Origin of the sequence: Brenneria corticis (assembly GCF_003115855.1) — a bacterium.
Taxonomy (GTDB): domain Bacteria; phylum Pseudomonadota; class Gammaproteobacteria; order Enterobacterales; family Enterobacteriaceae; genus Brenneria; species Brenneria corticis.
The window spans coordinates 171,162-194,856 of sequence record NZ_KZ819072.1 but is presented as its reverse complement, the minus strand read 5'-3'; the positions used below and the strand labels follow the sequence as shown (position 1 = coordinate 194,856).

The 23,695-nt window shown below is 58.0% G+C and carries 15 protein-coding genes and 3 pseudogenes; 13 read left to right on the top strand and 5 right to left on the bottom strand.

Features of this window, described 5'->3' with window-relative positions; translation table 11 throughout:
- Positions 1-41 precede the first annotated feature (41 nt).
- Positions 42-383, top strand: coding sequence for a PTS sugar transporter subunit IIB (locus DDT56_RS02805; RefSeq protein WP_136164986.1), 342 nt, complete (start codon positions 42-44; stop codon positions 381-383).
- Between the two features lie 12 nt (positions 384-395).
- On the opposite strand, the gene DDT56_RS02800 is transcribed toward DDT56_RS02805, so the two are convergent.
- Both DDT56_RS02800 and DDT56_RS02795 read right to left on the bottom strand, forming a co-directional pair.
- On the bottom strand, positions 396-1,169 hold the full coding sequence (locus DDT56_RS02800; RefSeq protein ID WP_136164985.1) for a DUF3307 domain-containing protein: 774 nt from the start codon (positions 1,167-1,169) through the stop codon (positions 396-398).
- 2 nt (positions 1,170-1,171) lie between these two features.
- A complete protein-coding gene (locus tag DDT56_RS02795; RefSeq protein WP_136164984.1) occupies positions 1,172-1,768 on the bottom strand; it encodes a hypothetical protein in 597 nt (198 codons plus the stop codon).
- 379 nt (positions 1,769-2,147) lie between these two features.
- Here DDT56_RS02795 and DDT56_RS02790 point away from each other — a divergent pair, with 379 nt between their 5' ends.
- Positions 2,148-3,338, top strand: coding sequence for a NupC/NupG family nucleoside CNT transporter (locus tag DDT56_RS02790; protein ID WP_136165124.1), 1,191 nt, complete (start codon positions 2,148-2,150; stop codon positions 3,336-3,338).
- A gap of 41 nt (positions 3,339-3,379) precedes the next feature.
- On the opposite strand, the gene edd is transcribed toward DDT56_RS02790, so the two are convergent.
- Positions 3,380-5,191 carry a phosphogluconate dehydratase gene (edd, locus tag DDT56_RS02785; protein ID WP_136164983.1) on the bottom strand — a complete coding sequence of 604 codons (1,812 nt, stop codon included), beginning with the start codon at positions 5,189-5,191 and terminating at the stop codon, positions 3,380-3,382.
- A gap of 759 nt (positions 5,192-5,950) precedes the next feature.
- Here edd and DDT56_RS02780 point away from each other — a divergent pair.
- From DDT56_RS02780 to DDT56_RS02740, 9 genes and pseudogenes are all read left to right on the top strand, one after another.
- A pseudogene (locus DDT56_RS02780) lies at positions 5,951-6,479 on the top strand (SDR family oxidoreductase).
- A gap of 21 nt (positions 6,480-6,500) precedes the next feature.
- Positions 6,501-7,039 (top strand): annotated as a pseudogene (locus DDT56_RS02775) (gluconokinase).
- 137 nt (positions 7,040-7,176) lie between these two features.
- Positions 7,177-8,400 carry an MdtA/MuxA family multidrug efflux RND transporter periplasmic adaptor subunit gene (locus tag DDT56_RS02770; RefSeq protein ID WP_136164982.1) on the top strand — a complete coding sequence of 408 codons (1,224 nt, stop codon included), beginning with the start codon at positions 7,177-7,179 and terminating at the stop codon, positions 8,398-8,400.
- Positions 8,400-11,525 carry an MdtB/MuxB family multidrug efflux RND transporter permease subunit gene (locus DDT56_RS02765; RefSeq protein WP_136164981.1) on the top strand — a complete coding sequence of 1,042 codons (3,126 nt, stop codon included), beginning with the start codon at positions 8,400-8,402 and terminating at the stop codon, positions 11,523-11,525. The genes DDT56_RS02770 and DDT56_RS02765 overlap by 1 nt, the downstream gene beginning before the upstream one ends.
- On the top strand, positions 11,522-14,599 hold the full coding sequence (gene mdtC / locus DDT56_RS02760) for a multidrug efflux RND transporter permease subunit MdtC (protein ID WP_136164980.1): 3,078 nt from the start codon (positions 11,522-11,524) through the stop codon (positions 14,597-14,599). The genes DDT56_RS02765 and mdtC overlap by 4 nt, the downstream gene beginning before the upstream one ends.
- 27 nt (positions 14,600-14,626) lie before the next feature.
- Positions 14,627-16,030 carry an MFS transporter gene (gene mdtD, locus DDT56_RS02755; RefSeq protein WP_210416961.1) on the top strand — a complete coding sequence of 468 codons (1,404 nt, stop codon included), beginning with the start codon at positions 14,627-14,629 and terminating at the stop codon, positions 16,028-16,030.
- 7 nt (positions 16,031-16,037) lie between these two features.
- Complete coding sequence (gene baeS / locus DDT56_RS02750; RefSeq protein WP_136164979.1) at positions 16,038-17,405, top strand: envelope stress sensor histidine kinase BaeS; 1,368 nt, start codon at positions 16,038-16,040, stop codon at positions 17,403-17,405.
- Positions 17,406-17,412: 7 nt separating this feature from the next.
- A complete protein-coding gene (gene baeR / locus DDT56_RS02745; RefSeq protein WP_136165122.1) occupies positions 17,413-18,123 on the top strand; it encodes an envelope stress response regulator BaeR in 711 nt (236 codons plus the stop codon).
- A 185-nt stretch (positions 18,124-18,308) separates the two neighbouring features.
- Positions 18,309-19,268, top strand: a complete 960-nt coding sequence (locus DDT56_RS02740; protein WP_136164978.1) for a glutathione S-transferase family protein — start codon at positions 18,309-18,311, stop codon at positions 19,266-19,268.
- Positions 19,269-19,332: 64 nt separating this feature from the next.
- Here DDT56_RS02740 and DDT56_RS02735 read toward each other — a convergent pair.
- Positions 19,333-19,866 (bottom strand): annotated as a pseudogene (locus tag DDT56_RS02735) (Rpn family recombination-promoting nuclease/putative transposase); the annotation flags it as partial.
- Between the two features lie 394 nt (positions 19,867-20,260).
- Between DDT56_RS02735 and trhP the strand changes: the two are divergent.
- Together trhP and yegS are read left to right on the top strand one after the other, a co-directional pair.
- Complete coding sequence (trhP, locus tag DDT56_RS02730) at positions 20,261-21,622, top strand: prephenate-dependent tRNA uridine(34) hydroxylase TrhP (protein ID WP_136164977.1); 1,362 nt, start codon at positions 20,261-20,263, stop codon at positions 21,620-21,622.
- A gap of 315 nt (positions 21,623-21,937) precedes the next feature.
- Complete coding sequence (gene yegS / locus DDT56_RS02725) at positions 21,938-22,837, top strand: lipid kinase YegS (protein ID WP_136164976.1); 900 nt, start codon at positions 21,938-21,940, stop codon at positions 22,835-22,837.
- Positions 22,838-22,946: 109 nt separating this feature from the next.
- On the opposite strand, the gene psiE is transcribed toward yegS, so the two are convergent.
- Positions 22,947-23,354 (bottom strand): phosphate-starvation-inducible protein PsiE, encoded by a 408-nt coding sequence (psiE, locus tag DDT56_RS02720; protein ID WP_136164975.1) that lies wholly within the window; start codon positions 23,352-23,354, stop codon positions 22,947-22,949.
- Positions 23,355-23,695: the final 341 nt, after the last annotated feature.

The following is a 23,695-nucleotide window of genomic DNA, read 5'->3' as shown; positions in this document are numbered from 1 at the left end:
CTGAAGGGGGGTTAACCCGCAAAACCAAAGAGACGGCGAAAATGGGAAAAATTCACAATTTCAAGAAACTATTCACATCTATGCTGGGCAAACAGATAGCTGAAATAGAAGTCACATCCCCCATGGATAAAGATAATTTACAGCAGTTGGTCAGCGCATTCGGCGGCAAGGAAAATATTGTCAGTCTGGATGCGTGCATTACCCGGCTACGGGTCGAAGTTCATAGCCTGCGGCTGGTAAATAGCGGCCATCTGCAAAAGCTCGGGGCATTAGGCGTAATCATCATCGGCCATCAGGTGCAGGCTATTTTTGGCACCCAGTCCGACAATCTGCGGCGCGAACTGGCAGCCTGGTTTGAGCTTGACGATCCCGACGCACGTTAACCCGCCCGCCGATCACAACAGCCGCCTGACCAGCAGACCGAGCATGATGGTCAAGGTGAAGGAAAACAGCGTGCCAAGCATCACATACTCGGTACGCATCTTATCGTCGCTTTGGCGCAGATCGCCGAAACGGAAAATGGATTTTGCCGCCAGTAAAAAACCAATCGCCGGTATCTGCCCGATTAGCACAAAGGTCAGGATCAGCGTTCTTTCCAAATAGCCGATTTGTTTCCCCGCTCTCAGCAGTGAGTCTTTATTCGCCCTGGCGGTAGGGGGCATTTGGGGAGACCAACGCGCCAGCAGTTGGTCGATCAGGAGACTCATCGGCAGGTAAATCACCAGATAGGCGGCAACGATCAGGCTAAACCGTACGTCGGCCAGTTGCTGACACAAGAAAGAGAGCAGCGGCCGGGCATCGGGAATCAACGCCAGCCACAGGAGCAGGATCGCCAACAGATGCAGACCCTGATCTATCAGGAAACCGCCAGCCTGGCTTAACCGGCTCATTACGGTGACTTTCATCAGATCGATCAGATAATGGCTGATGCCTATCGCCGGTAATGCGAGCAACGCGTAGAAAGAGGGCAAACCGCCGTACAGTAAACCAAATCCGGCGACGACCAAGGCCGCCGCCGCCGCATGCAGAATGGCGTGGAGCAACAAAAATTTCGAACGGGCGCGGTATCTGGCTTTATGCTTCACCCAACTGAGCGGTTGCAAAGAGAAATCAACAACCAGATGCGCTATCAGCATCCAGGTCAACAGCGGAGCGTAGGTTAAATCCATGGCTAGGTTATCCTGTTGATGGCGGAGATAAATCTTATGATTTCCTCATAGGCGGCCCGTTTGAGCGCAGCGGATACCGTTGATGTCGCCTTTTGCAGGTTTTTCGCCACCTCGACGTTGGTCGCGGCAAACATCCGCGCCTGGACGATTTTTGCCTCGCTCGGGGATAGACGGCCAATGACGTGATCTAACATCGGCAGCAAATCGCTGACAACCACGTTTGTTTTATCATTGTCATTTTTCAGAGCCAGTCTGCAATTTTTACCTATCGTATCCAATGCTTTGCCGGAATTGAGAAAAGCGCTGCCGTAGCCAGTTTCCCGAGCCTTGCGGCTGCCCAGGCCGACGGCTACCCTGGCGTCCCAGTAGGCGATGCCGGAGGCTTTCAACGCGATGCGGATATACACCGCCAACAATAAGCCCTGTTCGGATTTAGCGACGGCCTGAAAAGAATCGCCCCGGAAGATTTCGAAGCTATGCAACCGTTTAGCCTGCTGCAAATCGTGCAGCAGGTTTTCCAGCCGCTCAAGATAGGCCGTGGTGTCACCCCGCTGGGAATTGACCAGATCGCCAGTAATCACACTGATTTTTGTCGCCATTTTTTATCGCCCTCAGGCAATGATAGAACCAAAAATTCGCACTCAGGGACGAATATATCAGATATTCGCCTCTAGATGCGAATTTCACCGCTATTCGCCATAAAGAACGAATCTGAGTCAGTGGAATTACTCCGCCAGGCTGCGGTGCTGATATGGTTATGTGTCCATCGCTACGCGCTGATGAAAATATCGCCGTCGTATAGAGGTATCAGAATAATGAATGGTTAAAAGTGCGGAGATAACGAGACGCGCCATTTAGTTTAGCCATCATTCTAATATAGAATTGCGTTTTTGCGTTATCCATCTCATTTTTGGCGCAGCCGTTACATAAAATGACCTGGAAAATTTGGCCTGCCTCATATTTGGAGCATACATGTCCCTGTCACATATTGCGCAATTCGCGTTAGCGCTGGTTGTTGTTGCGATTCTGGCGTTACTCATTTGCCGCGACCGTAAAAGCATCCGCATTCGGTTTATTATTCAACTGCTGGTTATTGAAATCCTGCTTGCCTATTTTTTCCTCTACTCGAATATCGGCTTAGGCGCGGTAACAGGGTTTGCCGCCGTCTTTGATAAATTACTGGGTTTTGCGGGCCAGGGAACCGATTTCGTCTTTGGCGATATGGTCAACAGCGATAAAAACCTGATTTCCTTCTTCTTCAAAGTGCTTTGCCCCATCGTGTTTATTTCCGCGCTGATCGGGATTCTGCAATACATCAGGCTATTGCCGATCATCATCCGCCTGATCGGCACCGTGCTGTCCAAAGTCAACGGCATGGGCAAACTGGAGTCGTTTAACGCCGTCAGTTCTCTGATCCTCGGGCAATCGGAAAACTTTATCGCCTACAAGGATATCCTGGGCAAGATGTCCGAAAAGCGCATGTACACCATGGCGGCGACGGCGATGTCCACCGTTTCCATGTCTATCGTCGGCGCATATATGTCCATGCTGGACGCCAAATTCGTGGTTGCCGCGCTGATACTGAACATGTTCAGCACCTTTATCGTACTGTCGCTGATCAATCCGTACAAAGTCGACGAAGAACCGGAGTTGCAGCTGGGCAATCTGCATGAAGGCCAGAGCTTTTTTGAGATGCTGGGCGAGTATATTCTGGCGGGCTTCAAGGTCGCGGTTATCGTAGCGGCCATGCTGATTGGTTTTATCGCCCTGATTGCCGCCATCAACGCCATCTTCAGCGCGGTATTCGGCATAAGTTTTCAGGAGATGCTCGGCTACGCTTTCTATCCGTTTGCCTGGATTATGGGCATTCCCTCCCATGAAGCGCTGCGGGTCGGCAGCATTATGGCGACCAAACTGGTCTCCAACGAGTTTGTGGCCATGCTGGAACTGCAAAAAATCGCCGCGGAACTTTCACCGCGCAGCGTCGGGATCCTCTCCGTCTTTCTGGTTTCGTTCGCCAACTTCTCGTCTATCGGCATTATTGCCGGGGCCATTAAAGGTCTGAATGAACATCAGGGCAACGTGGTTTCCCGCTTCGGACTGAAGCTGGTTTACGGCTCTACGTTGGTCAGCATCCTTTCCGCCTCCATTGCCGGGCTGGTGCTGTAATCCAATAAATAAACCGGGAACCGTCGTTCCCGGTTTTACTTTCAGAAAGGAATGCAGCAGGCCCCCTGCTCCGCGCCGGAAAGCCGCTCACGCAAGGCGGTAAACAGCTCTCTTCCGCAGCCCTGATGGTAGGGCGTTAAATCGTACGGGACGACATCACGCCGCGCCAGCTCGGCATCGTCAATCAGCAGCGAGAGTTCGCCCCGACGGCCGTCGACGCGCACCCTGTCGCCGGTGCGGATTTTCGCCAGCACCCCGCCGTCGCCGGCTTCCGGCGTGACGTGTATCGCCGAAGGCACCTTGCCGGACGCGCCGGACAGACGGCCGTCGGTCACCAGCGCCACGTTGAATCCCTTATCCATCAGTACGCCCAGCGGCGGCATCAGCTTATGCAACTCCGGCATGCCTATCGCCCGCGGTCCCTGATAACGCACCACCACCACGCAATCCTTATCGAGCTCGCCGGCGTCAAACGCCAGAGCGACGTCATGCTGACTGTCAAAGACCACCGCCGGAGCTTCAATAACCAATGATTCGTCCGGCACCGCGGAGGTTTTCATCACCGCGCGGCCCAGATTGCCGGACAACACCTTTAACCCGCCGTGCGGCGAATAAGGCCGGTCGGCCGAGGTAATCACCGCGGGATCCAGCGAAACTTCGGGACCGTCGCGCCATTGCAGTCCCGCGTCCGCAAGATAAGGTTCCTGGGTATAGCGCCGTAATCCCCGCCCGGCGACCGTATCGACGTCCTCATGCAGCAGACCGCCGCCGAGCAGTTCGCGCACCAGCAGCGATACGCCGCCGGCGGCCTGAAAATAGTTGATATCCGCCGGACCATTCGGATAAATGCGACACAGCAGCGGCACCACCTCGGACAGGCGTGAAAAGTCATCCCAGTTGATGATAATGCCGGCCGCCCGGGCGATGGCGACCATATGCATGGTAAGGTTCGTCGACCCGCCGCTGGCCAGCAGCGCCACCATGCCGTTAACCATCACCCGTTCGTTTACCAGTTGACCGACCGGCAAATAGTTGCCGGACACCTCGGTCAGGCGGACAATCTGGCGTGCAGCCGCCTCATTCAGCGCCTGGCGCAACGGCGTATCGGGATGCACAAAAGAGGCGCCGGGCAAATGCAGCCCCATCACTTCCATCACCATCTGGTTGGAATTGGCCGTCCCGTAAAAGGTACAGGTTCCGATGCCATGATAAGAGGCGGCCTCCGACTCCAGCAGCCCCTGGCGGTCCACCTTGCCCTCGGCGTAAAGCTGTCTGATGCGCACCTTTTCCTTATTGGGCAGGCCGCTGGTCATCGGACCGGCCGGAATAAACAGCGCCGGCAGATGGCCGAACGACAGCGCCGCCATCAATAAACCGGGAACAATTTTGTCGCAGATGCCAAGATACAGCGCGCCGTCAAACATATTGTGCGACAGCCCCACCGCCGCCGACATCGCAATCACGTCGCGGCTCATCAGCGACAGCTCCATGCCGTCCTGCCCCTGGGTGATGCCGTCGCACATGGCGGGCACGCCGCCCGCCACCTGCCCCACCGCGCCCGCCGCCCGCAGGGCCGCTTTCAACTGCTCAGGGTAGTTTTCGTAAGGCTGGTGGGCGGAAAGCATGTCGTTATACGCCGTGATAATCGCAATATCGCTGTGCACCATATTTTTGAGCATCGCTTTGTCATCCGGCGTGCAGGCGGCAAAGCCGTGGGCCAGATTACCGCAGGCCAGCCGGGAACGCTGCACCTTACTCTCTCCGGCGGCGGCTATCCGCTCAAGATAGGCGCGCCGACTGACGGCCGAACGTTCGATAATCTGCTGTGTGACCTGTAATACAACCGGATTCATACTGTCTCCTGGATCTGAGTCAAAAACGGTACAATGGGAGCGGCAACGCGTAACCGGCGAGCATAGGCGATGTTATTTTTCACCCACTTAGCACGCCCTTTTCAAATAAGAGCCCCCCTCCCCGGTTAATTAAAAAACCGGAGCCTCTGTTGGTGGAAATTTAATAAAAAACCGCCACGCTATTAACTTTCTGCAGCCATCTTACCTCACCATAAATGATGTTAACAAAACATGTTACCGGTAACGTGATCCAGTCGACATTTCCACCGCGAGGATTGTTGCAATAATGTATCCTCAAGGTAAAAAACGCTTTTCTCTGCAACATTTTAGCGCAGCCCGGCGTGATGTTACCGCTAGGCCTAAAAGCGGCAACGCCGAACCTTAAAAATAAATTACATTAAATATCATACAATTAAATTTTAACCACCGGATATTTGCCGCTACGCTTGCTTACAGCGCGGCTAATTTTTCCGCTAACGGCCTGATGAAGGTCACGTAATCTGTAACAGCTGGCATTAACACACTTTAAAGTGATCTTAGTCACGGTTTTACCCGTCGTAAAACGGTTTCATAGCCCCACGCCATTTACGGTGACATTCCGTTTATCGGTCAGAATGAAATAAATTGAAAATCAGCCATCCTGTTTTTTCAGGACGGTCGATGCCGGTGATTAATTATTTATCGCCTCGGAATTGACGACACTCGGAAATATAACGGCATTGCGTAAAAAATCATTCAGGCTGCCATCAGGAATTATTTATGAAAGATCTATGTTCACTGCCCAAAAAGAAAGTGCTTATTACGGGTTCCGCGCAAGGCATCGGTTTTCTGCTGGCTAAAGGATTATCTGAATTCGGCGCGGAAATCATTATTAACGACATTACCGCCGAGCGCGCGGAAAGAGCCGTTGGACAATTACGCGACGCCGGTTATCAAGCCATGCGGCGGCATTCGATGTTACCGACCATGATGCCGTTCAGGAATCCATTCACCATATCGAAGAAAACATCGGCGCCATTGATGTATTGATTAATAACGCCGGTATTCAACGCCGTCACCCCTTTACAGGTTAACGGTATCGCCCCCGGCTATTTTAAAACCGACATGACCAAAACGCTGGTGGATGACAAAGCCTTTACCGATTGGTTATGCCAACGCCCCCCCCGCCGCGAGTTGGGGAGACCCGGAAGAGTTAATCGGCGCGGCGGTCTACCTCTCATCCAAAGCATCCGACTTTGTCAACGGCCACCTGTTGTTCGTTGACGGCGGCATGCTGGTCGCGGTGTGACTGACTCTGGGAGAGAATAGTATGTCCGGTAAATGCATTATTATCATGGGCGTATCCGGCACGGGGAAATCAAGCGTCGGATTGGCGCTGGCCAGCCGCCTCAACGCCAAATTCATCGATGGGGATGACCTGCATCCGCGGGCGAACATTGAAAAAATGGCCTCCGGCCGCCCGCTGAACGACGACGATCGACTGCCCTGGCTCGAACGCCTGAGCGACGTGGCCTATAGCCTGCAGCAAAAAAACGAAACCGGCTTTCTGGTCTGTTCCGCATTGAAAAAACGCTACCGCGACCGGCTGAGAGTAACCATATGACCTTCCTGTGGCTGAACGGCGACTACCAGTTGGTGTTAAAACGGATGCAACAGCGCGCCGGTCATTTCATGCCGGAAAGCCTGCTGAAAAGTCAGTTCGCCACCCTGGAGTCCCCGGATAAGCAGGAAAGCGACGTGATGCCCATCGATATCGCCGCCTCGCTCGACGGCGTGGTCAACCGCTGCATCGAGGCGCTATCCAAGGAAAGGGCGCCGCAATTTCCGCCCCGCGCCGACAATCCCTGACGCATCCTCCATATTTCCTTCATTATTTCTCCGGCATGGGGTGGTTAAACTAGTATGATAAAACGCATAATTTTATACCACGCATTGTTGCAGGGACCCGCGCCGTCCGCGCAATACGGAGAGACTAACCGATTACCATGAATGCCAAACGCCTCTTACGTCTGTTGATATTTGTTGCCGTCGTTGTTGCCGCTCTGCTGCTCTGGCGTCATTTCACCCAGCCGCAAACCACCGCCGGCCAGAGCGGCGATGGGGCCGCGCCCGCGGCGCGCCAGGGAAATGGCGGCGGACGCCGGGCCGCCATGAACGTGCTGCCCCCGGTGCAGGCCGCCCGGACCGGTTCCGCCTCGGTTCCCTACTATCTTTCCGCGCTCGGCACCGTTACCGCCTCCAATACCGTCACCATCCGCAGCCGGGTTGACGGCGAACTGATGGCCCTGCACTTTCAGGAGGGGCAGCAGGTCAACGCCGGCGATCTGCTGGCGGAGATCGATCCACGGCCGTTTCAGGTAGAGCTGACCCAGGCTCAGGGGCAGTTGGCGAAAGACCGGGCGATACTCGCCAACGCCCGGCAGGATCTGGCCCGCTATCAGCAGTTGGTGAAAACCAATCTGATCTCCCGCCAGGAGCTGGATGCGCAACAGGGGCTGGTGCGGCAGTCGGAGGGCAGCGTCAAAGCGGATGAAGGCGCGGTGGCCAGCGCCGAGCTACAGCTGGCTTACAGCAAAATCATCGCCCCCATCGGCGGGCGGGTGGGGTTAAAGCAGGTGGACGTGGGGAACTACATCACCAGCGGAGATACCAACGGCCTGGTGGTTATCACCCAGACGCAGCCCATCGATGTGGTATTTACCGTGCCGGAAGGCGAGATCGCCACCGTCCTCAAGGCGCGCAAATCGGCGCAGGCGCCGATAGTGGAAGCCTGGGACCGCGCCAATCAGCAGAGGCTGTCGCAGGGCAGCCTGCTGAGCATGGATAACCAGATCGACGTAACCACCGGCACCATTAAGCTTAAGGCCCGTTTCGAAAACATCGACGACGCCCTGTTCCCCAATCAGTTCGTCAATATCCGCATGAAGGTGGATACGCTGCAAAACGCCATCCTCGCTCCCGCCGCCGCGGTGCAAATGGGCAATGAAGGGCGCTTTGTCTGGATACTGAATGATAAAAACGAGGTGAGTAGACGTCTGGTCACCACCGGTATTCAATACGGTCAGCAAATGGTGATTACCGCCGGTCTGAGCGCCGATGTGCTGGTGGTGACCGACGGCATCGACCGTCTGACCGAAGGCGCCAAAGTCGAGGTGCTCTCCTCCGACTCCACGGATAAAACGCCGCTGATCAGCGGAGAGAAACCCTGATGCGGCAGGATAGCGTGCCGGCCAGCGGCGGCGGACCGTCACGGCTTTTTATCCTGCGCCCGGTGGCGACCACCCTGTTGATGGTCGCCATCCTGCTGGCGGGCATCATCGGCTACCGCGCCCTGCCGGTTTCCGCCCTGCCGGAGGTGGACTACCCCACCATTCAGGTGGTGACGCTCTATCCCGGCGCCAGCCCCGAAGTGGTGACCTCGGCCATTACCGCGCCGCTGGAACGCCAGTTCGGGCAGATGTCCGGGCTGAAGCAGATGGCGGCCCAGAGCTCCGGCGGCGCCTCGGTGATCACGCTGCAATTCCAGCTGGAGCTGTCGCTGGATATTGCCGAACAGGACGTACAGGCGGCGATTAACGCGGCGACCAATCTGCTGCCTACCGACCTGCCCTACCCGCCGACCTACAGCAAGGTTAACCCGGCCGACCCGCCGATTATGACGTTGGCGGTCACCTCCAGCGCCATGCCGATGACCCAGGTGCAGGATCTGGCGGATAACCGCATCGCGCAGAAAATCTCGCAGGTGGCGGGCGTCGGCCTGGTGTCGCTGGCCGGCGGGCAGCGCCCGGCGGTGCGGGTAAAACTGAACGCGCCGGCGCTGGCGGCATACCAGCTCACCGGCGAAACGATCCGCAGCGCCATTACCGCCGCCAACGTCAACTCCGCCAAGGGGAGCCTCGACGGCCCGACCCGCTCGGTAACCCTGTCCGCCAACGATCAGATGAAATCCGTCGAGGATTACCGCCAGCTGATCGTCGCCTGGCGTAATGACGCCCCGGTGCGCCTGCGCGACGTCGCCAGCGTGGAGCAGGCGGCGGAAAATACCTATCTGGGCGCCTGGGCGAATCGGCAACAGGCGATCATTATCAACGTTCAGCGCCAGCCGGGCGCCAACGTGATCGCCACCACCGACAGCATCCGCCAGATGCTGCCGGGACTGACCGCCAGCCTGCCGAAATCGGTCGAGGTATCGACGCTGACCGACCGTACCCTCAGCATCCGGGCGTCGGTAAAAGACGTGCAGTTTGAACTGCTGCTGGCTATCGCGCTGGTGGTGATGGTGATTTACCTGTTTCTGCGCAACGCCGTCGCCACGCTGATCCCCAGCATCGCCGTGCCGCTGTCGCTGATCGGCACCTTTGCGGCGATGTATTTCCTCGGCTTCTCCATCAATAACCTGACGCTGATGGCGCTCACCATCGCCACCGGATTCGTGGTGGACGATGCGATAGTGGTGATTGAAAATATCTCCCGCTATATCGAAAAAGGCGAGAGGCCGCTCCACGCCGCGCTGAAAGGCGCCGGGGAGATCGGTTTCACCATTATTTCATTAACCTTTTCGCTGATTGCCGTGCTGATCCCGCTGCTGTTTATGGGAGACATTATCGGCCGGCTGTTCCGCGAATTCGCCATCACCCTGGCCGTCGCCATTCTGATTTCCGCCGTGGTGTCGCTCACGCTGACGCCGATGATGTGCGCCCGCCTGCTCAGCCATCGGTCGCTGAGTAAACAGAATCGCTTTACCCGCGCCAGCGAGCGCTTTTTTACCCGACTGGTGGCCGCGTACGCCGTCTGGCTGCGCAAGGTGCTGAACCATCCGTGGCTGACGCTGAGCGTGGCCGTGGGCACGCTGGCGCTCACCGTGCTGCTGTATCTGTGGATCCCCAAAGGCTTCTTCCCGGTGCAGGACAACAGCATTATTCAGGGCACGGTGCAGGCGCCGCAGACGGTATCTTTCCGCAATATGGCGGAGCGCCAGCAGCAGGTGGCATCCATCATTATGAAAGACCCGGCGGTGCAGAGCGTCTCCTCGTTCGTCGGCGTGGACGGCACCAACGCCGCGCTCAACAGCGGGCGGCTGCAAATCAATCTGCATCCGCTCAACGAGCGCCGCGAGCGTATTGCGGAAATCATCGCCCGGCTGCAACAGCAGACCGCGCAGCTCCCCGGCGTCCAGCTCTATCTGCAACCGGTGCAGGATCTCACCATTGATACCCAGCTCAGCCGGACCCAGTACCAGTTCACCCTACAGGCGATGTCGCTGGACGAGCTCAGCCTGTGGGTGCCGCAGCTATTGACCGAGCTGCGCAAGCTGCCGCAGTTGCAGGACGTCAGCAGCGACTGGCAGGACGGCGCGTCCATCGCTTACGTCAACGTCAACCGCGACAGCGCCAGCCGTCTGGGCATCAGCATGGCCGATGTGGACAGCGCGCTGTATAACGCCTTCGGCCAGCGTCTGATCTCCACCATTTACACCCAGGCCAGCCAGTACCGCGTGGTGCTCGAGCACGATACCGCCAACAATAGCGGTCTGGATGCGTTAAACGACGTGCGCTTAATCAGCAGCGACGGCGGCAGCATTCCGCTCAACAGCATCGCCGCTATCGAAGAGCGGCAGGGACCGCTGGCCATCAATCATCTCGACCAGTTTCCCTCCACCACTATCTCCTTCAACGTCAGCAGCGGCTATGCGCTGGGGGAAGCGGTAGAGGCCATCACCCAGGCGGAACGGCAAATGAACCTGCCCGCCGATATCACCACCCGTTTCCAGGGCAGCACGCTGGCCTTCCAGTCGGCGCTGGGCAACACGGTGTGGCTGATCGTCGCCGCGGTGGTGGCGATGTATATCGTCCTCGGCGTGCTGTATGAAAGCTTTATCCATCCGGTGACCATCCTTTCAACGCTGCCCACCGCGGGGGTGGGGGCGTTGCTGGCGCTGATGATGGCGGGCAATGAACTGGACGTGATCGCCGTTATCGGCATTATTTTGCTGATCGGCATCGTCAAGAAGAACGCCATCATGATGATCGACTTCGCGCTGGCCGCCGAGCGAGAACAGGGCATGAACCCGTATGACGCCATCTATCAGGCCTGCCTGCTGCGCTTCCGCCCGATCCTGATGACCACCATGGCCGCCCTGCTCAGCGCCCTGCCGCTGATGCTGAGCACCGGCGTCGGCGCCGAATTGCGCCAGCCGTTGGGGATCTGTATGGTCGGCGGCCTGGTGATGAGTCAGATTCTGACCCTGTTTACCACCCCGGTGATTTACCTGCTGTTTGATCGGCTGGCGCAGCGGTTCCGGGGCGCGCCGCGTCAGGAGGAGGAAACCGAGTGAGGTTCTTCGCCCTGTTTATCCATCGGCCGGTGGCCACCATTCTGCTGACGCTGGCGATCGCCCTTTGCGGCGTTCTGGGTTTTCGCCTGCTGCCGGTGTCGCCGCTGCCGCAGGTGGACTTTCCGGTGATCGTGGTCAGCGCCTCGCTGTCCGGCGCCTCGCCGGAAACCATGGCGTCATCGGTGGCCACGCCGCTGGAGCGGGCGCTGGGCAGGATCGCCGGCGTCAATGAAATGACCTCCACGAGTTCGCTGGGCAGTACGCGCATTATTCTGGTGTTTAATCTCGAACGGGATATCAACGGCGCGGCGCGCGACGTGCAGGCGGCCATCAACGCCGCGCAGAGTCTGCTGCCGTCCGGCATGCCCAGCCGCCCGACCTACCGCAAAATGAACCCGTCCGACGCCCCGATCATGATCCTCACGCTGACCTCGGATACCTACGATCCGGGGCAGATGTATGACTACGCCTCCACCCGGCTGGCGCAGAAAATCTCCCAGATGTCCGGCGTGGGCGATGTCTCCGTCGGCGGCAGCTCGCTGCCCGCCGTGCGCGTGGCCCTCAATCCGCAGGCGTTGTTCAATCAGGGCATTTCGCTGGACGAGGTGCGGCAGACCATCAGTCAGGCCAACGTGCGCCAGCCATTGGGCGACATTGAAAACCGCCGACAGCGCTGGCAGATAAAAACCAACGACGAACTGAAAACCGCGGCCGCCTACCAGCCGCTGGTCATTCGCTACAACAACGGCGCCGCCGTGCGGCTGAGCGACGTCGCCACGGTGCGGGATGCGGTGCAAAACTCGCGCAACGCCGGAATGGCCAACGCCAAACCCGCCGTGCTGCTGGTGATCAGCCGCGCTCCCGGCGCCAATATCATTACCACCGTGGACAGCATCCGCGCCGCCTTGCCCGAGCTGCGCGCCAGCCTGCCGGCGGCAATCCGGCTTGATATCGCCCTGGATCGTTCGCCCACCATCCGCGCCTCGCTGGCTGAGGTGGAGCAATCGCTGGCGATCGCCGTGGCGCTGGTGATTGTGGTGGTTTTTCTGTTTCTCCGTTCCGGGCGCGCCACGCTGATCCCCGCGGTGGCGGTGCCGGTTTCGCTTATCGGCACCTTCGCCGCCATGTATTTGTGCGGTTTCAGCCTGAATAACCTCTCCCTGATGGCGCTGACCGTCGCCACCGGTTTCGTGGTGGATGACGCCATCGTGGTGCTGGAAAATATCTCACGCCACGTCGAGGCCGGCATGAAGCCGTTGCCGGCCGCGTTGCAGGGGGTGCGCGAAGTCGGTTTTACCGTGCTGTCGATGAGCGTGTCGCTGGTGGCGGTGTTTATCCCGCTGCTGCTGATGGAGGGCCTGCCGGGACGGCTGTTTCGCGAGTTCGCCGTTACCCTGTCGGTGGCGATTATTATCTCGCTGCTGATCTCGCTCACCCTGACGCCGATGATGTGCGCCCGGCTGCTGCGCGCCGCGCCGCAGCGCGGCCAGCCGCGTTTGCGCGGTTTCGGCCGCGTTCTGCTGGCCATGCAGCAAGGCTACGGGCGTTCGCTTAAGTGGGTGCTGAACCACGCCCGCTGGGTGCTGGCGTTGCTGTTGGGAACCATAGCGCTCAACGTCTGGCTGTATATCAGCATTCCGAAAACCTTTTTCCCTGAGCAGGATACCGGCAGGGTGATGGGCTTTATCCAGGCCGATCAGAGTATCTCGTTTCAGGCCATGAAGCTGAAGCTACAGACCTTTATGACGCTGGTGCGCAACGATCCGGCGGTGGACAACGTCACCGGCTTTACCGGCGGCTCGCGCACCAACAGCGGTTCCATGTTTATTACGCTCAAGCCGCTGGCGCAGCGTGACGTCAGCGCCCAGCAGGTGGTCGGCCGCCTGCGCGCCACGCTGGCGAAAGAGCCCGGCGCCACGCTGTTTTTAATGCCGGTGCAGGACATCCGCATCGGCGGACGCGAAGCCAATGCCAGCTATCAGTACACCCTGCTGTCGGACGATCTCGGCCTGCTGCGCGCCTGGGAGCCCAAAATTCGCGAGGCGCTGAGCAAATTGCCCCAACTGGCCGACGTCAACTCCGATCAGCAGGACAAAGGCGCGGAGATGGCGCTGACTTACGATCGCGACGCCATGGCCCGACTGGGGATCGACGTCGCCGGCGCCAACGCGTTATTGAACAACGCCTTCGGCCAGCGGCAGATTTCCACCATTTACCAGCCGCTCAACCAGTACAAGGTGGTGATGGAAGTGGACGAGGCCTACACGCAGGATGTCAGTGCGCTGGAAAAAATGTTTGTCATCAACGACGCCGGCAAACCCATCCCGCTCTCCTACTTTGCCCGCTGGCAGCCCGTCAACGCGCCGCTGTCGGTCAACCATCAGGGCTTGTCCGCCGCATCCACCATCTCCTTTAACCTGGCGCAAGGGACGTCCCTTTCCGACGCCGCGGCGCTGGTTGAACGAACCATGACCTCGCTGGGCGTGCCGTCCGCGGTGCGCGGACAGTTCTCCGGCACCGCGCAGGCTTTCCAGCAGTCGCAAACGGCGCAGCTGCTGCTGATTCTGGCGGCGATTATTACCGTTTATATCGTGCTGGGCGTGCTGTACGAAAGCTACGTGCATCCGCTGACCATATTGTCCACCCTGCCCTCCGCCGGCGTGGGCGCCCTGCTGGCGCTGCAATGGTTCGGCGCGCCGTTCAGCCTGATTGCGCTGATCGGCATAATGCTGTTAATTGGTATCGTTAAAAAGAACGCCATCATGATGGTGGATTTCGCGCTGGCGGCGCAGCGCAGCGGCGAACTCAGCGCGCGGGACGCCATATTCCAGGCCAGCCTGCTGCGTTTCCGCCCGATTATGATGACCACGCTGGCCGCGCTGTTCGGCGCCCTGCCGCTGGCGCTCACCAGCGGCGACGGCGCGGAACTGCGTCAGCCGCTCGGCATCACCATCGTCGGCGGCCTGGTGATGAGCCAGCTTCTGACGCTCTATACCACGCCGGTGGTGTACCTGTTCTTCGACCGTCTGCGCAATATGCGGCGCAAAACCCATGAACGTATTTCCGTTTATTAATTATTTTCATCAGGAGACTCCTGAAACATGGTGACTCGGCCCGCTTCCGTTCGCTGGCAACTGTGGATTGTGGCCTTTGGCTTTTTTATGCAAACGCTGGATACCACCATTGTGAATACCGCGCTGCCGGCCATGGCCGCCAGCCTGAATGAAAACCCGCTGCGCATGCACTCGGTGATTGTTTCCTACGTACTGACCGTCGCCATCATGCTGCCCGCCAGCGGCTGGCTGGCGGATCGTATCGGGGTTAAAAACATCTTCTTCTCCGCCATCCTGCTGTTTACCCTGGGGTCGCTGCTGTGCGCGCAGGCGGAAACCCTGAACGAGCTGCTGATCTCCAGGGTGATTCAGGGGATCGGCGGCGCCATGATGGTGCCGGTCGGGCGGCTGACGGTGATGAAAATCGTCCCGCGCGATCAATATATGGCCGCCATGACGTTCGTCACCCTGCCCGGCCAGATTGGCCCGTTAATCGGCCCCGCGCTGGGCGGTTTTCTGGTGGAATACGCCAGCTGGCACTGGATTTTCCTGATCAATCTGCCGGTGGGCCTTGCCGGCGCGCTGGCGACCTGGCTGCTGATGCCAAACTACACCATGCAAACCCAGCGCTTTGATATTACCGGTTTTTTGTGGCTGGCCTTGTGTATGGCGACCCTGACGCTGGCGCTGGACGGGCACCATAATCTCGGCATTCCGCCCATCGTTATCCTCGCTCTGATCGCCACCGGGCTGATCTCCCTGCTCAGTTACTGGCTGCACGCCCGCCATAATCCGCGGGCGCTGTTCAATCTGCGCCTGTTCGACACCCAGACCTTTACCGTCGCGCTGACCGGCGGATTTCTGGCGCGCATCGGCAGCGGGATGCTGCCGTTTATGACCCCGATGTTTCTGCAATTGGGCATGGGGTTCTCGCCCTTCCACGCCGGGATGATGATGATCCCCATGGTATTGGGCAGCATGGGGATAAAGCGGGTGGTGGTGCAGATCGTTAACCGCTTTGGCTACCGCCGGGTGCTGATCGCCTCCACGCTGCTGCTGGCGCTGGTTACCCTGCTGTTCGCCCTGGTGGCGATGATGAACTGGATCTGGCTGCTGCCGGTGGTGCTGTTTTTCCTCGGCACGGTGAATTCGATCCGCTTTTCCGCCATGAATACCCTGACGCTGAAAGATCTGCCCGACCCGCTGGCCAGCGGCGGCAATAGCCTGCTGTCGATGTCGATGCAGCTCTCCATGAGCCTGGGGGTGAGTATCGCCGGGATACTGCTCGGCATGTTTTCACACCGGCACCTGAATATGGGGCCGGCGGAAACCCACGGCGTATTCCTGTACGCGTATCTCAGCATGGCGGTCATCATTGCGCTGCCCGCCCTGATTTTTAATCGCGTTCCACCCGACACCGACAAACAGTTGACGCTTCCCCGTCGCTCGTGAGGTTGCCATGAAATTCGGGATCACCGCTAAATTATTCCTGGCGATTTTCGCCACCTGCCTGCTGGTGCTGATTACCATGCACTGGGGCGTACGCCTCAGCTTCGAACGCGGATTTATCGACTACGTCAAACGCGGCAACGAACAGCGGGTGGCGCAGCTGCGCGACGCGCTGGCGGAGCAATATCAGCAGCACGGCGACTGGTCTTTTTTGCGTAACAACGGGCGCCTGGTGTTCAAAATGCTGCACACGATGGACCAGAACAGCGACGACGACCATGCCATGCAGGGCTGGCGCGTTCGCCTGTGGGTGCTGGATGCGGAAAAAAACAGGCTGTACGGCTCTCCGACGCCCATTACCGAAGAGAGCACCTGGCAGCCCATTAGGGCGCAGAATCAGACCGTCGGCTGGGTGGTCGCCTCCTCCTCCGAACGCCTGACCCGCAACGCCGATATCAATTTCGACCGGCAGCAACAGCGCACCAGTTGGCTGATCGTCGCGCTATCGACCCTGCTGGCGATCATCGCCACCTGGCTGACCTCCCGCGGCCTGCTGGCGCCGGTCAAGCGGCTGGTCAACGGCATTCATCGTCTGGCGGCGGGCGATTTCAGCGCCCGCGTCACCGCCAGCGCCCACGACGAGCTGGGGCGGCTGGCGCAGGATTTTAACCAGCTTGCCGGCGCGCTGGAGAAAAACGAGCAGTCCCGCCGCGCCTTTATGGCGGACGTCTCCCACGAGCTGCGCACCCCGCTGGCGGTGCTGCGCGGCGAGCTGGAAGCCTTGCAGGACGGCGTGCGCCGCCCCGACGCCGCGTCGCTGCAATCGCTCCAGGGGGAGGTGGCCACCCTGACCAAACTGGTGGACGACCTGCACCAGCTCTCGTTATCCGATCGGGGAACGCTGGCCTATCGCAAGGACGCCGTGGATGCGGTGCAGCTGCTGCATATCGCCATTGCCGCCTTTAACGAACGCTACCGCAAAAAGCGCATTACGCTGACCACGGACTTTCCGCCGCGGGCCGAGGTGTTCGGCGACGCGCACCGTTTAAGCCAGTTGTTTAACAACCTGCTGGAAAACAGCCTGCGCTATACCGACGAACCGGGAACCTTGCACATCGCGGCGGCGGTGCGTCATCAACGGCTGGTCGTCACCTGGCAGGACAGCGCCCCAGGGGTAACCGACGAGCAGCTGACGCTGATATTCGACCGTTTTTACCGTGGGGAAGGTTCGCGCAATCGCGCCAGCGGCGGTTCCGGCCTGGGGCTGGCCATCTGTCACAATATCGTTGAGGCGCACGACGGACGACTGTATGCTGAACATTCCCCGTTGGGGGGACTGCTGATTAGCGTTGAACTTCCCTTGCATCCGCCAGAATAGAGTAATGATGACCACTGAATCCGCCGTGCCGGTCCTGATCGTTGAAGATGAGCCCAAACTGGGGCAACTGCTGGTTGACTATCTCCAGGCGGCGGATTACCAGACGCGCTGGATCAGCAACGGCGATGAGGTGCTCGACTGGGTCAGGCAAAACCCGCCGGCGCTGATCCTGCTGGACCTGATGCTGCCGGGCACCGACGGCCTGACGCTGTGCCGCGCCATCCGCCGGTTCTCCAACGTTCCCATCATCATGGTCACCGCGCGCAGCGAGGAGGTCGACCGCCTGCTGGGGCTGGAGATCGGCGCGGATGATTATATCTGTAAACCGTTCAGCCCGCGGGAAGTGGTGGTAAGGGTAAGAACCCTGCTGCGCCGCTGCGGCTGGCAGGCGGAGGCGCAAAAACCGGAGGATAAGGCCGCGCTGCTGATTGATAAAAGCAGTTTTCAGGCCAGCTATCTGGGGCAAAGCCTCGACCTGACGCCGGCGGAACTGCGGCTGCTCAAAACCCTGGCCACCGAACCGGGCAAGGTGTTTTCCCGCGAGGCGCTGCTGGATAAACTTTACGATGATTACCGGGTGGTGACCGACCGCACCATCGACAGCCATATCAAAAACCTGCGCCGCAAGCTGGAACAGTTGGACGAGCAAACCTCGTTTATCCGCACCGTTTACGGCATGGGCTATCGCTGGGAAGCCGAACCCTGCGAACTGGTATAGTCATTCGCAGGCGGAAGCGGCCGCTGGAAAAAGTCCCCCCCGCCTGAAGGTCATTGCAGTGGAAGATATCAACGCTCCCGGTCAAAAAATCTGTCCGACTTAGTTAAAAATTTATCATTTTTTCTTTATCTCAGGCTGATAGGCTTACCGCTCGACAATAGTTATCAGATTTTAAGCGAGGCGAGATGTCAGGTTTAGTGGATGGGAAATGGGTTAACGGCGATGTGGCGGCGGAAGAGATCAAGAACGGGGCGTTTCACCGTGAGGAGACAACATTCCGCCAGACCAGGGTCGTCGCGGAAAAAGGCCGCTACCAGCTGTTCGTCTCTTATCTCTGCCCCTGGGCCTCGCGTACGTTAATCTTCCGCAAGCTGAAAGGGCTGGAAGAGATCGTTCAGTTGTCCGTTGCGCAGCCGCGCATCGCGGAGAACGGCTGGGAGTTCAGCACGCCGCAGGATGCGGGCGAGCGCGTCGGCCCTATCCGTTTTCTCCATCAGCTGTATACCGCCACGGATCAACGCTACAGCGGAAAAGTATCGGTGCCGGTACTGTGGGATCGTCTGGAAGGACGCATCGTCAACAATGAGTCGGCGGACATCATCCGTATCCTGAACGACGGCTTTAATGCGCTGACGGACAACCGGCTGGATTTCTACCCGCCGGCGCTGCGCGGCGAGATAGACCGCTGGAATGAAACCATTTACCACGGCATCAACAACGGCGTATACAAAACCGGCTTCGCCAAAACGCAGGAGAGCTATAACCAGGCGGTCACCACGCTGTTCGCCACTCTGGATAAGGTTGAGGCGCATCTGGCGACGCACCGCTATATCGCCGGCAATACGCTGACGGAAGCCGACTGGCGCCTGTTCGTGACCTTAATCCGTTTTGACGTGGCCTATCATGGCGCGTTCAAGTGCAATCTGCGCCGTATCGAAGATTACCCCCATCTGTCGAACTACCTGCGCGAGCTATACCAGTGGCCGGGCGTTAAAGAGACCGTCAATATCGACCATATCAAAGCCGGTTATTACGGCATTCTGTGGCTGAACCCGACCGGTATCGTGCCGCTGGGCCCGCTCGTCGTACAGCGTCCGCATAACCGCGCGGCGCTGGGCGAATCCGTGGTTGCCGTCGTCCGCTGAGGAGTCAATAGGCGATTGTTGACAATCCCACTCCTGCATAGTCATCCCCGAATACCACCACCGGTCATCCCCGCGGCGGTAGCCGGGTAATTTGCTGGACCTGCTCGCGCGCCATGCCGGTCAGCAGTAACTGACGCGCAATCTGCCGCGCGCTGGTTTTCATGCCTTGCTCTATGCCTTGCTCTATGCCTTGTTCCCTTCCCTGTATTACTCCGGCCTGCATACCCTCTTCAAATCCAATTTGTTTTAGTTGCTGTGCAATCGTCATTATCTCCTCCCGATCCGTTGACAATGGCTCCGCCACCATTTCGATAAAATCGGCTGGTCTGGATGTATTGCCGGTTTGCGCGATGTAATACAACAACGCCTTCTTCTGCCTCAGCGGCACCTGCCAGCGCTCAAATAATAACCCGATGTCTCGCGCCAGTTCCAGCAACGCCGCCCGCCGGTGGGTTTTAATCTCCTCATCGGGAATAACGGTGAGGTCAATCAACGTAAAGGCATTGCCGTAAATTTGCGCCGCTAATTCGGGGTCATCAAATGCATCCAGCCAACGCAGGCTGTACGGATACGGGCTGCGTTCTCCCTGATAGAACAAGAACAGCAACGGCCCAGAGGGTGACGGGCAGGGACATTCATAACATTCCACGATCTAATAAATCGCCAAATTCAAAATGTTGAGGAAGGAAGGGATGCCGGAAACAGAGCGCGAGACCTTGCTGGCGCTGATAGCGGAAATCACTGTTATTATTGAGGAAATTTATCAGGAGGATAGATTTTGAGGGGCTCTCTCAGATTCCCGATGTTTTTGTACGCAGGGATGACGGATTTGGATTCGCTATTACCAACGGCTACTTTGTTAACGCGCTCAATAGGCCTACTTTTTGTAGGCCGTCTGCTGCTTTTTCCCTTTATAAGCGCTAGAATCCCCGCCTTTACTGCTCCCATCGGGTGCAGCCTGACTTGTAATCAGAATCGAGAGACAGCAAGCAATGTTTAAACCGGAACTCCTTTCTCCGGCCGGTACGCTGAAAAATATGCGTTACGCCTTTGCCTATGGCGCAGACGCCATTTATGCCGGTCAACCCCGCTATAGCCTGCGGGTGCGCAATAACGAATTCAACCACCAGACGCTGGCGCAGGCCATCAATGAAGCCCATGAGCTGGGTAAAAAATTCTATGTGGTGGTGAATATCGCGCCGCATAACGCCAAGCTGAAAACCTTCCTGCGCGACCTGCAACCGGTGGTCGAGATGGGGCCGGATGCGCTGATTATGTCCGATCCGGGGCTGATTATGCTGGTGCGGGAAAACTTCCCGCAAATGCCGATCCACCTCTCCGTGCAGGCTAACGCTGTAAACTGGGCGACGGTGAAATTCTGGCAGCAAATGGGGCTGAGCCGGGTGATCCTCTCCCGCGAGCTGTCGCTGGAGGAGATCGCCGAGATCCGCAGCCAGGTGCCGGAGATGGAGCTGGAGATTTTTGTCCACGGCGCGCTGTGCATGGCCTATTCCGGCCGCTGCCTGCTTTCCGGCTATATCAACAAACGCGACCCTAATCAGGGAACCTGCACCAACGCCTGCCGCTGGGAATACAAGGTGCAGGAAGGGAAAGAGGATGAGGTCGGCAATATCGTTCATCAGCATGAACCCATCGCGGTAAAAAACGTCGAGCCGACGCTGGGCATCGGCGAACCCACCGATAGAGTCTTTATGCTGGAGGAAAGCCAGCGCCCCGGCGAATATATGAGCGCCTTTGAGGACGAACACGGCACCTATATCATGAACTCGCGCGACCTGCGCGCCATTCAGCACGTGGAGCGCCTGACGCAGATGCAGGTGCATTCGCTGAAGATTGAAGGCCGCACCAAGTCGTTTTACTACTGCGCGCGCACCGCGCAGGTATATCGCCGCGCCATCGATGACGCCGTCGCCGGCAAACCCTTTGATCCCACCCTGCTGCAAACGCTGGAAGGGCTGGCCCACCGCGGCTACACCGAAGGTTTCCTGCGCCGCCACGTGCATGAGGATCACCAGAATTACGACTACGGCTATTCGGTATCCGACCGCCAGCAGTTCGTCGGCGAATTCACCGGCGAGCGCCGTAACGGGCTGGCGGAAGTGGCGGTGAAAAACAAATTCTCCTGCGGCGACAGCGTGGAAATGATGACCCCGGGCGGAAATGTTCAATTCACCATTGAAGCGATGCAGAACGCCAAAGGGCAGGCGACCGACGTCGCGCCGGGCAACGGACACATCGTCTATCTGCCGGTGCCTGAGGAAATCGATCTGCAATACGCGCTGCTGCTGCGCAATTTGCCGGGCACCACAACACGAAACCCCAATAAAAAATAGCGGAATGTTCCACAAATGATGTGGCTTTTGATAAATATTAGAATCAGATCACATCAATGAGCCGGGCTTCTGGTTACTATGGCGACGCTGAGAAAATATAGAACGAAAAATAAGCGTAGTGATACTACTAGGAACCACCTCCTTGGCCAGCTCAATCTCCCTTGAGCTGGCTTTTTCTTTTTCGGCTTTCCGTTCACTCCCGCTTCCAGCCCTATTCAACGAATCTTCCGATACCGGCCCGGGTATTTAGTTACTATGATTAGAAGGCATTAGGCATCCGGCATATCATCAGCAATACCGAATATGGAGAACACCATGGTTCAGCCCCCAGCCACGCTGCTCATTTTGAATGGAAAAAGCGCGGATAATGAGGAACTTCGTCAGGCAATTGAGCTATTGCGCCAGGACGGATACCGGCTGCACGTCAGAGTAACCTGGGAGTTCGGCGACGCGCGGCGCTATGTAGAGGAAGCCGCCCGGCTCAACGTGGAGAACGTCATCGCCGCCGGAGGCGACGGCACCATCAATGAAGTTGCCGGCGCGCTGGCGGTTCAGCCCGCAACGGTACGTCCCTGCCTGGGGATTATCCCGCTGGGAACCGCCAACGATTTCGCCACCAGTTGCCAGATCCCTCTCGACCTGCATAACGCCCTGACGCTGGCCGTCAAAGGCCGGGCCTGCGCCATTGACCTGGCGAAAGTGAATGACGAGCACTATTTCATCAATATGGCGACCGGCGGATTCGCCACCCGCATTACCACCGAAACCCCGGCGAGAATGAAGTCGGCGCTCGGCGGCGCGTCCTATATTCTGCACGCGCTGCTGCGCATGGATATGCTGCATGCCGAACGCTGCGAAATCCGCGGGCCGGATTTCAACTGGTCGGGAGACACGCTGGTCATTGCTGTGGGAAACGGGCGCCAGGCCGGCGGCGGTCAGTTGCTCTGCCCGGATGGATTAATCAATGACGGCCTGCTGGAACTGCGCATCCTGTCGGCGCAGGAGCTGTTGCCCAATATGCTGCAGGCCTGGTTTACCGACGGCGAAAACCAGAATCTGATTTCCGCCACCCTGCCCTGGCTGGAAATTACCGCCCCCGATGAGATGACGTTTAATCTGGACGGCGAGCCGCTAAAGGCTAATCGTTTCCATATCGAAGTGATCCCGGCGGCCATCCGCTGTCGTCTGCCGCCGCAGTGCGCGCTGCTGGGGTGAATCACCGCTCCAGCGACGCCTGCCGCTACCCCCTCCCGGCCTCCCCCTTGTCAGGGGGAGGTGCCAAACTCCCTCCCTTGCGAAGGGCTGAGGTGGGGTCAGTCGAGAATTATTCGCGCCTCAGGCGATTACTGTTCGCCAGATAGAGCGTAATCACCAACAGCAGGATGGAGGCGGCGTAAATCAGCGTATCGAAGGGATTTTTATGATCGACGATAATCAGCCGGATAATCGCCGTAATGCCGATATAGACAAAATAGCGCAGCGGAAAATGGTAGCCCGACTGGAAATACTTGACGATCAGCGCGATAAACTCGAAATAGAGAAAGTAGATAACGATGCTTTCAATCAGCTGATAGGACGACTCTTTCTCATTGGTTACCAGCAGCACCTGCGCCAGGTGGTAGGTTTCCTTCCCCAGAAAGATCACAAGAATGGTCGCCAATATCAGCAGCCCGATATTGAGTATCGTCTGAAGTCCGTTTGAAACCATAATGCTGCGCGTTGAACCCGCCATACTTACTTTCCTCTAACTTACAATCCGTTATGCCTTATCGTTTACAGGTTATCACCCTTATCCCTTATCAGGGAGACAACATGCTTATTTGTAAGCAAAATTAACGAGAGCACATCCGTAAATCGCCGGTTTATATTTCAGGTTGCGGGGTCGGCTTATTACCTGCGCCGGGCAAAGCGTCGCCCCTCTGCGCCGCGTGCGGGCGCATTCCTCTGAAGGCGTTCACAAAACGGCCTGCCGCCGCGGCTAATTTGCGGCGCAGAATGGCATTTATCGGCAATTGCATCTATGTTTCGATCGTCAGGATGTCATTCATCCTGTCTTAACGACCTCAATCATCG

What these genes read in the sequence shown, in the direction of transcription:
- DDT56_RS02805 (WP_136164986.1), top strand. Translation starts at nt 42, where the DNA reads ATGGGAAAAATTCACAATTTCAAGAAACTATTCACATCTATGCTGGGC.
- DDT56_RS02800 (WP_136164985.1), bottom strand. Translation starts at nt 1,169, where the DNA reads ATGGATTTAACCTACGCTCCGCTGTTGACCTGGATGCTGATAGCGCAT.
- DDT56_RS02795 (WP_136164984.1), bottom strand. Translation starts at nt 1,768, where the DNA reads ATGGCGACAAAAATCAGTGTGATTACTGGCGATCTGGTCAATTCCCAG.
- edd (WP_136164983.1), bottom strand. Translation starts at nt 5,191, where the DNA reads ATGAATCCGGTTGTATTACAGGTCACACAGCAGATTATCGAACGTTCG.
- DDT56_RS02770 (WP_136164982.1), top strand. Translation starts at nt 7,177, where the DNA reads ATGAATGCCAAACGCCTCTTACGTCTGTTGATATTTGTTGCCGTCGTT.
- DDT56_RS02765 (WP_136164981.1), top strand. Translation starts at nt 8,400, where the DNA reads ATGCGGCAGGATAGCGTGCCGGCCAGCGGCGGCGGACCGTCACGGCTT.
- mdtD (WP_210416961.1), top strand. Translation starts at nt 14,627, where the DNA reads ATGGTGACTCGGCCCGCTTCCGTTCGCTGGCAACTGTGGATTGTGGCC.
- baeS (WP_136164979.1), top strand. Translation starts at nt 16,038, where the DNA reads ATGAAATTCGGGATCACCGCTAAATTATTCCTGGCGATTTTCGCCACC.
- baeR (WP_136165122.1), top strand. Translation starts at nt 17,413, where the DNA reads ATGACCACTGAATCCGCCGTGCCGGTCCTGATCGTTGAAGATGAGCCC.
- DDT56_RS02740 (WP_136164978.1), top strand. Translation starts at nt 18,309, where the DNA reads ATGTCAGGTTTAGTGGATGGGAAATGGGTTAACGGCGATGTGGCGGCG.
- trhP (WP_136164977.1), top strand. Translation starts at nt 20,261, where the DNA reads ATGTTTAAACCGGAACTCCTTTCTCCGGCCGGTACGCTGAAAAATATG.
- yegS (WP_136164976.1), top strand. Translation starts at nt 21,938, where the DNA reads ATGGTTCAGCCCCCAGCCACGCTGCTCATTTTGAATGGAAAAAGCGCG.
- psiE (WP_136164975.1), bottom strand. Translation starts at nt 23,354, where the DNA reads ATGGCGGGTTCAACGCGCAGCATTATGGTTTCAAACGGACTTCAGACG.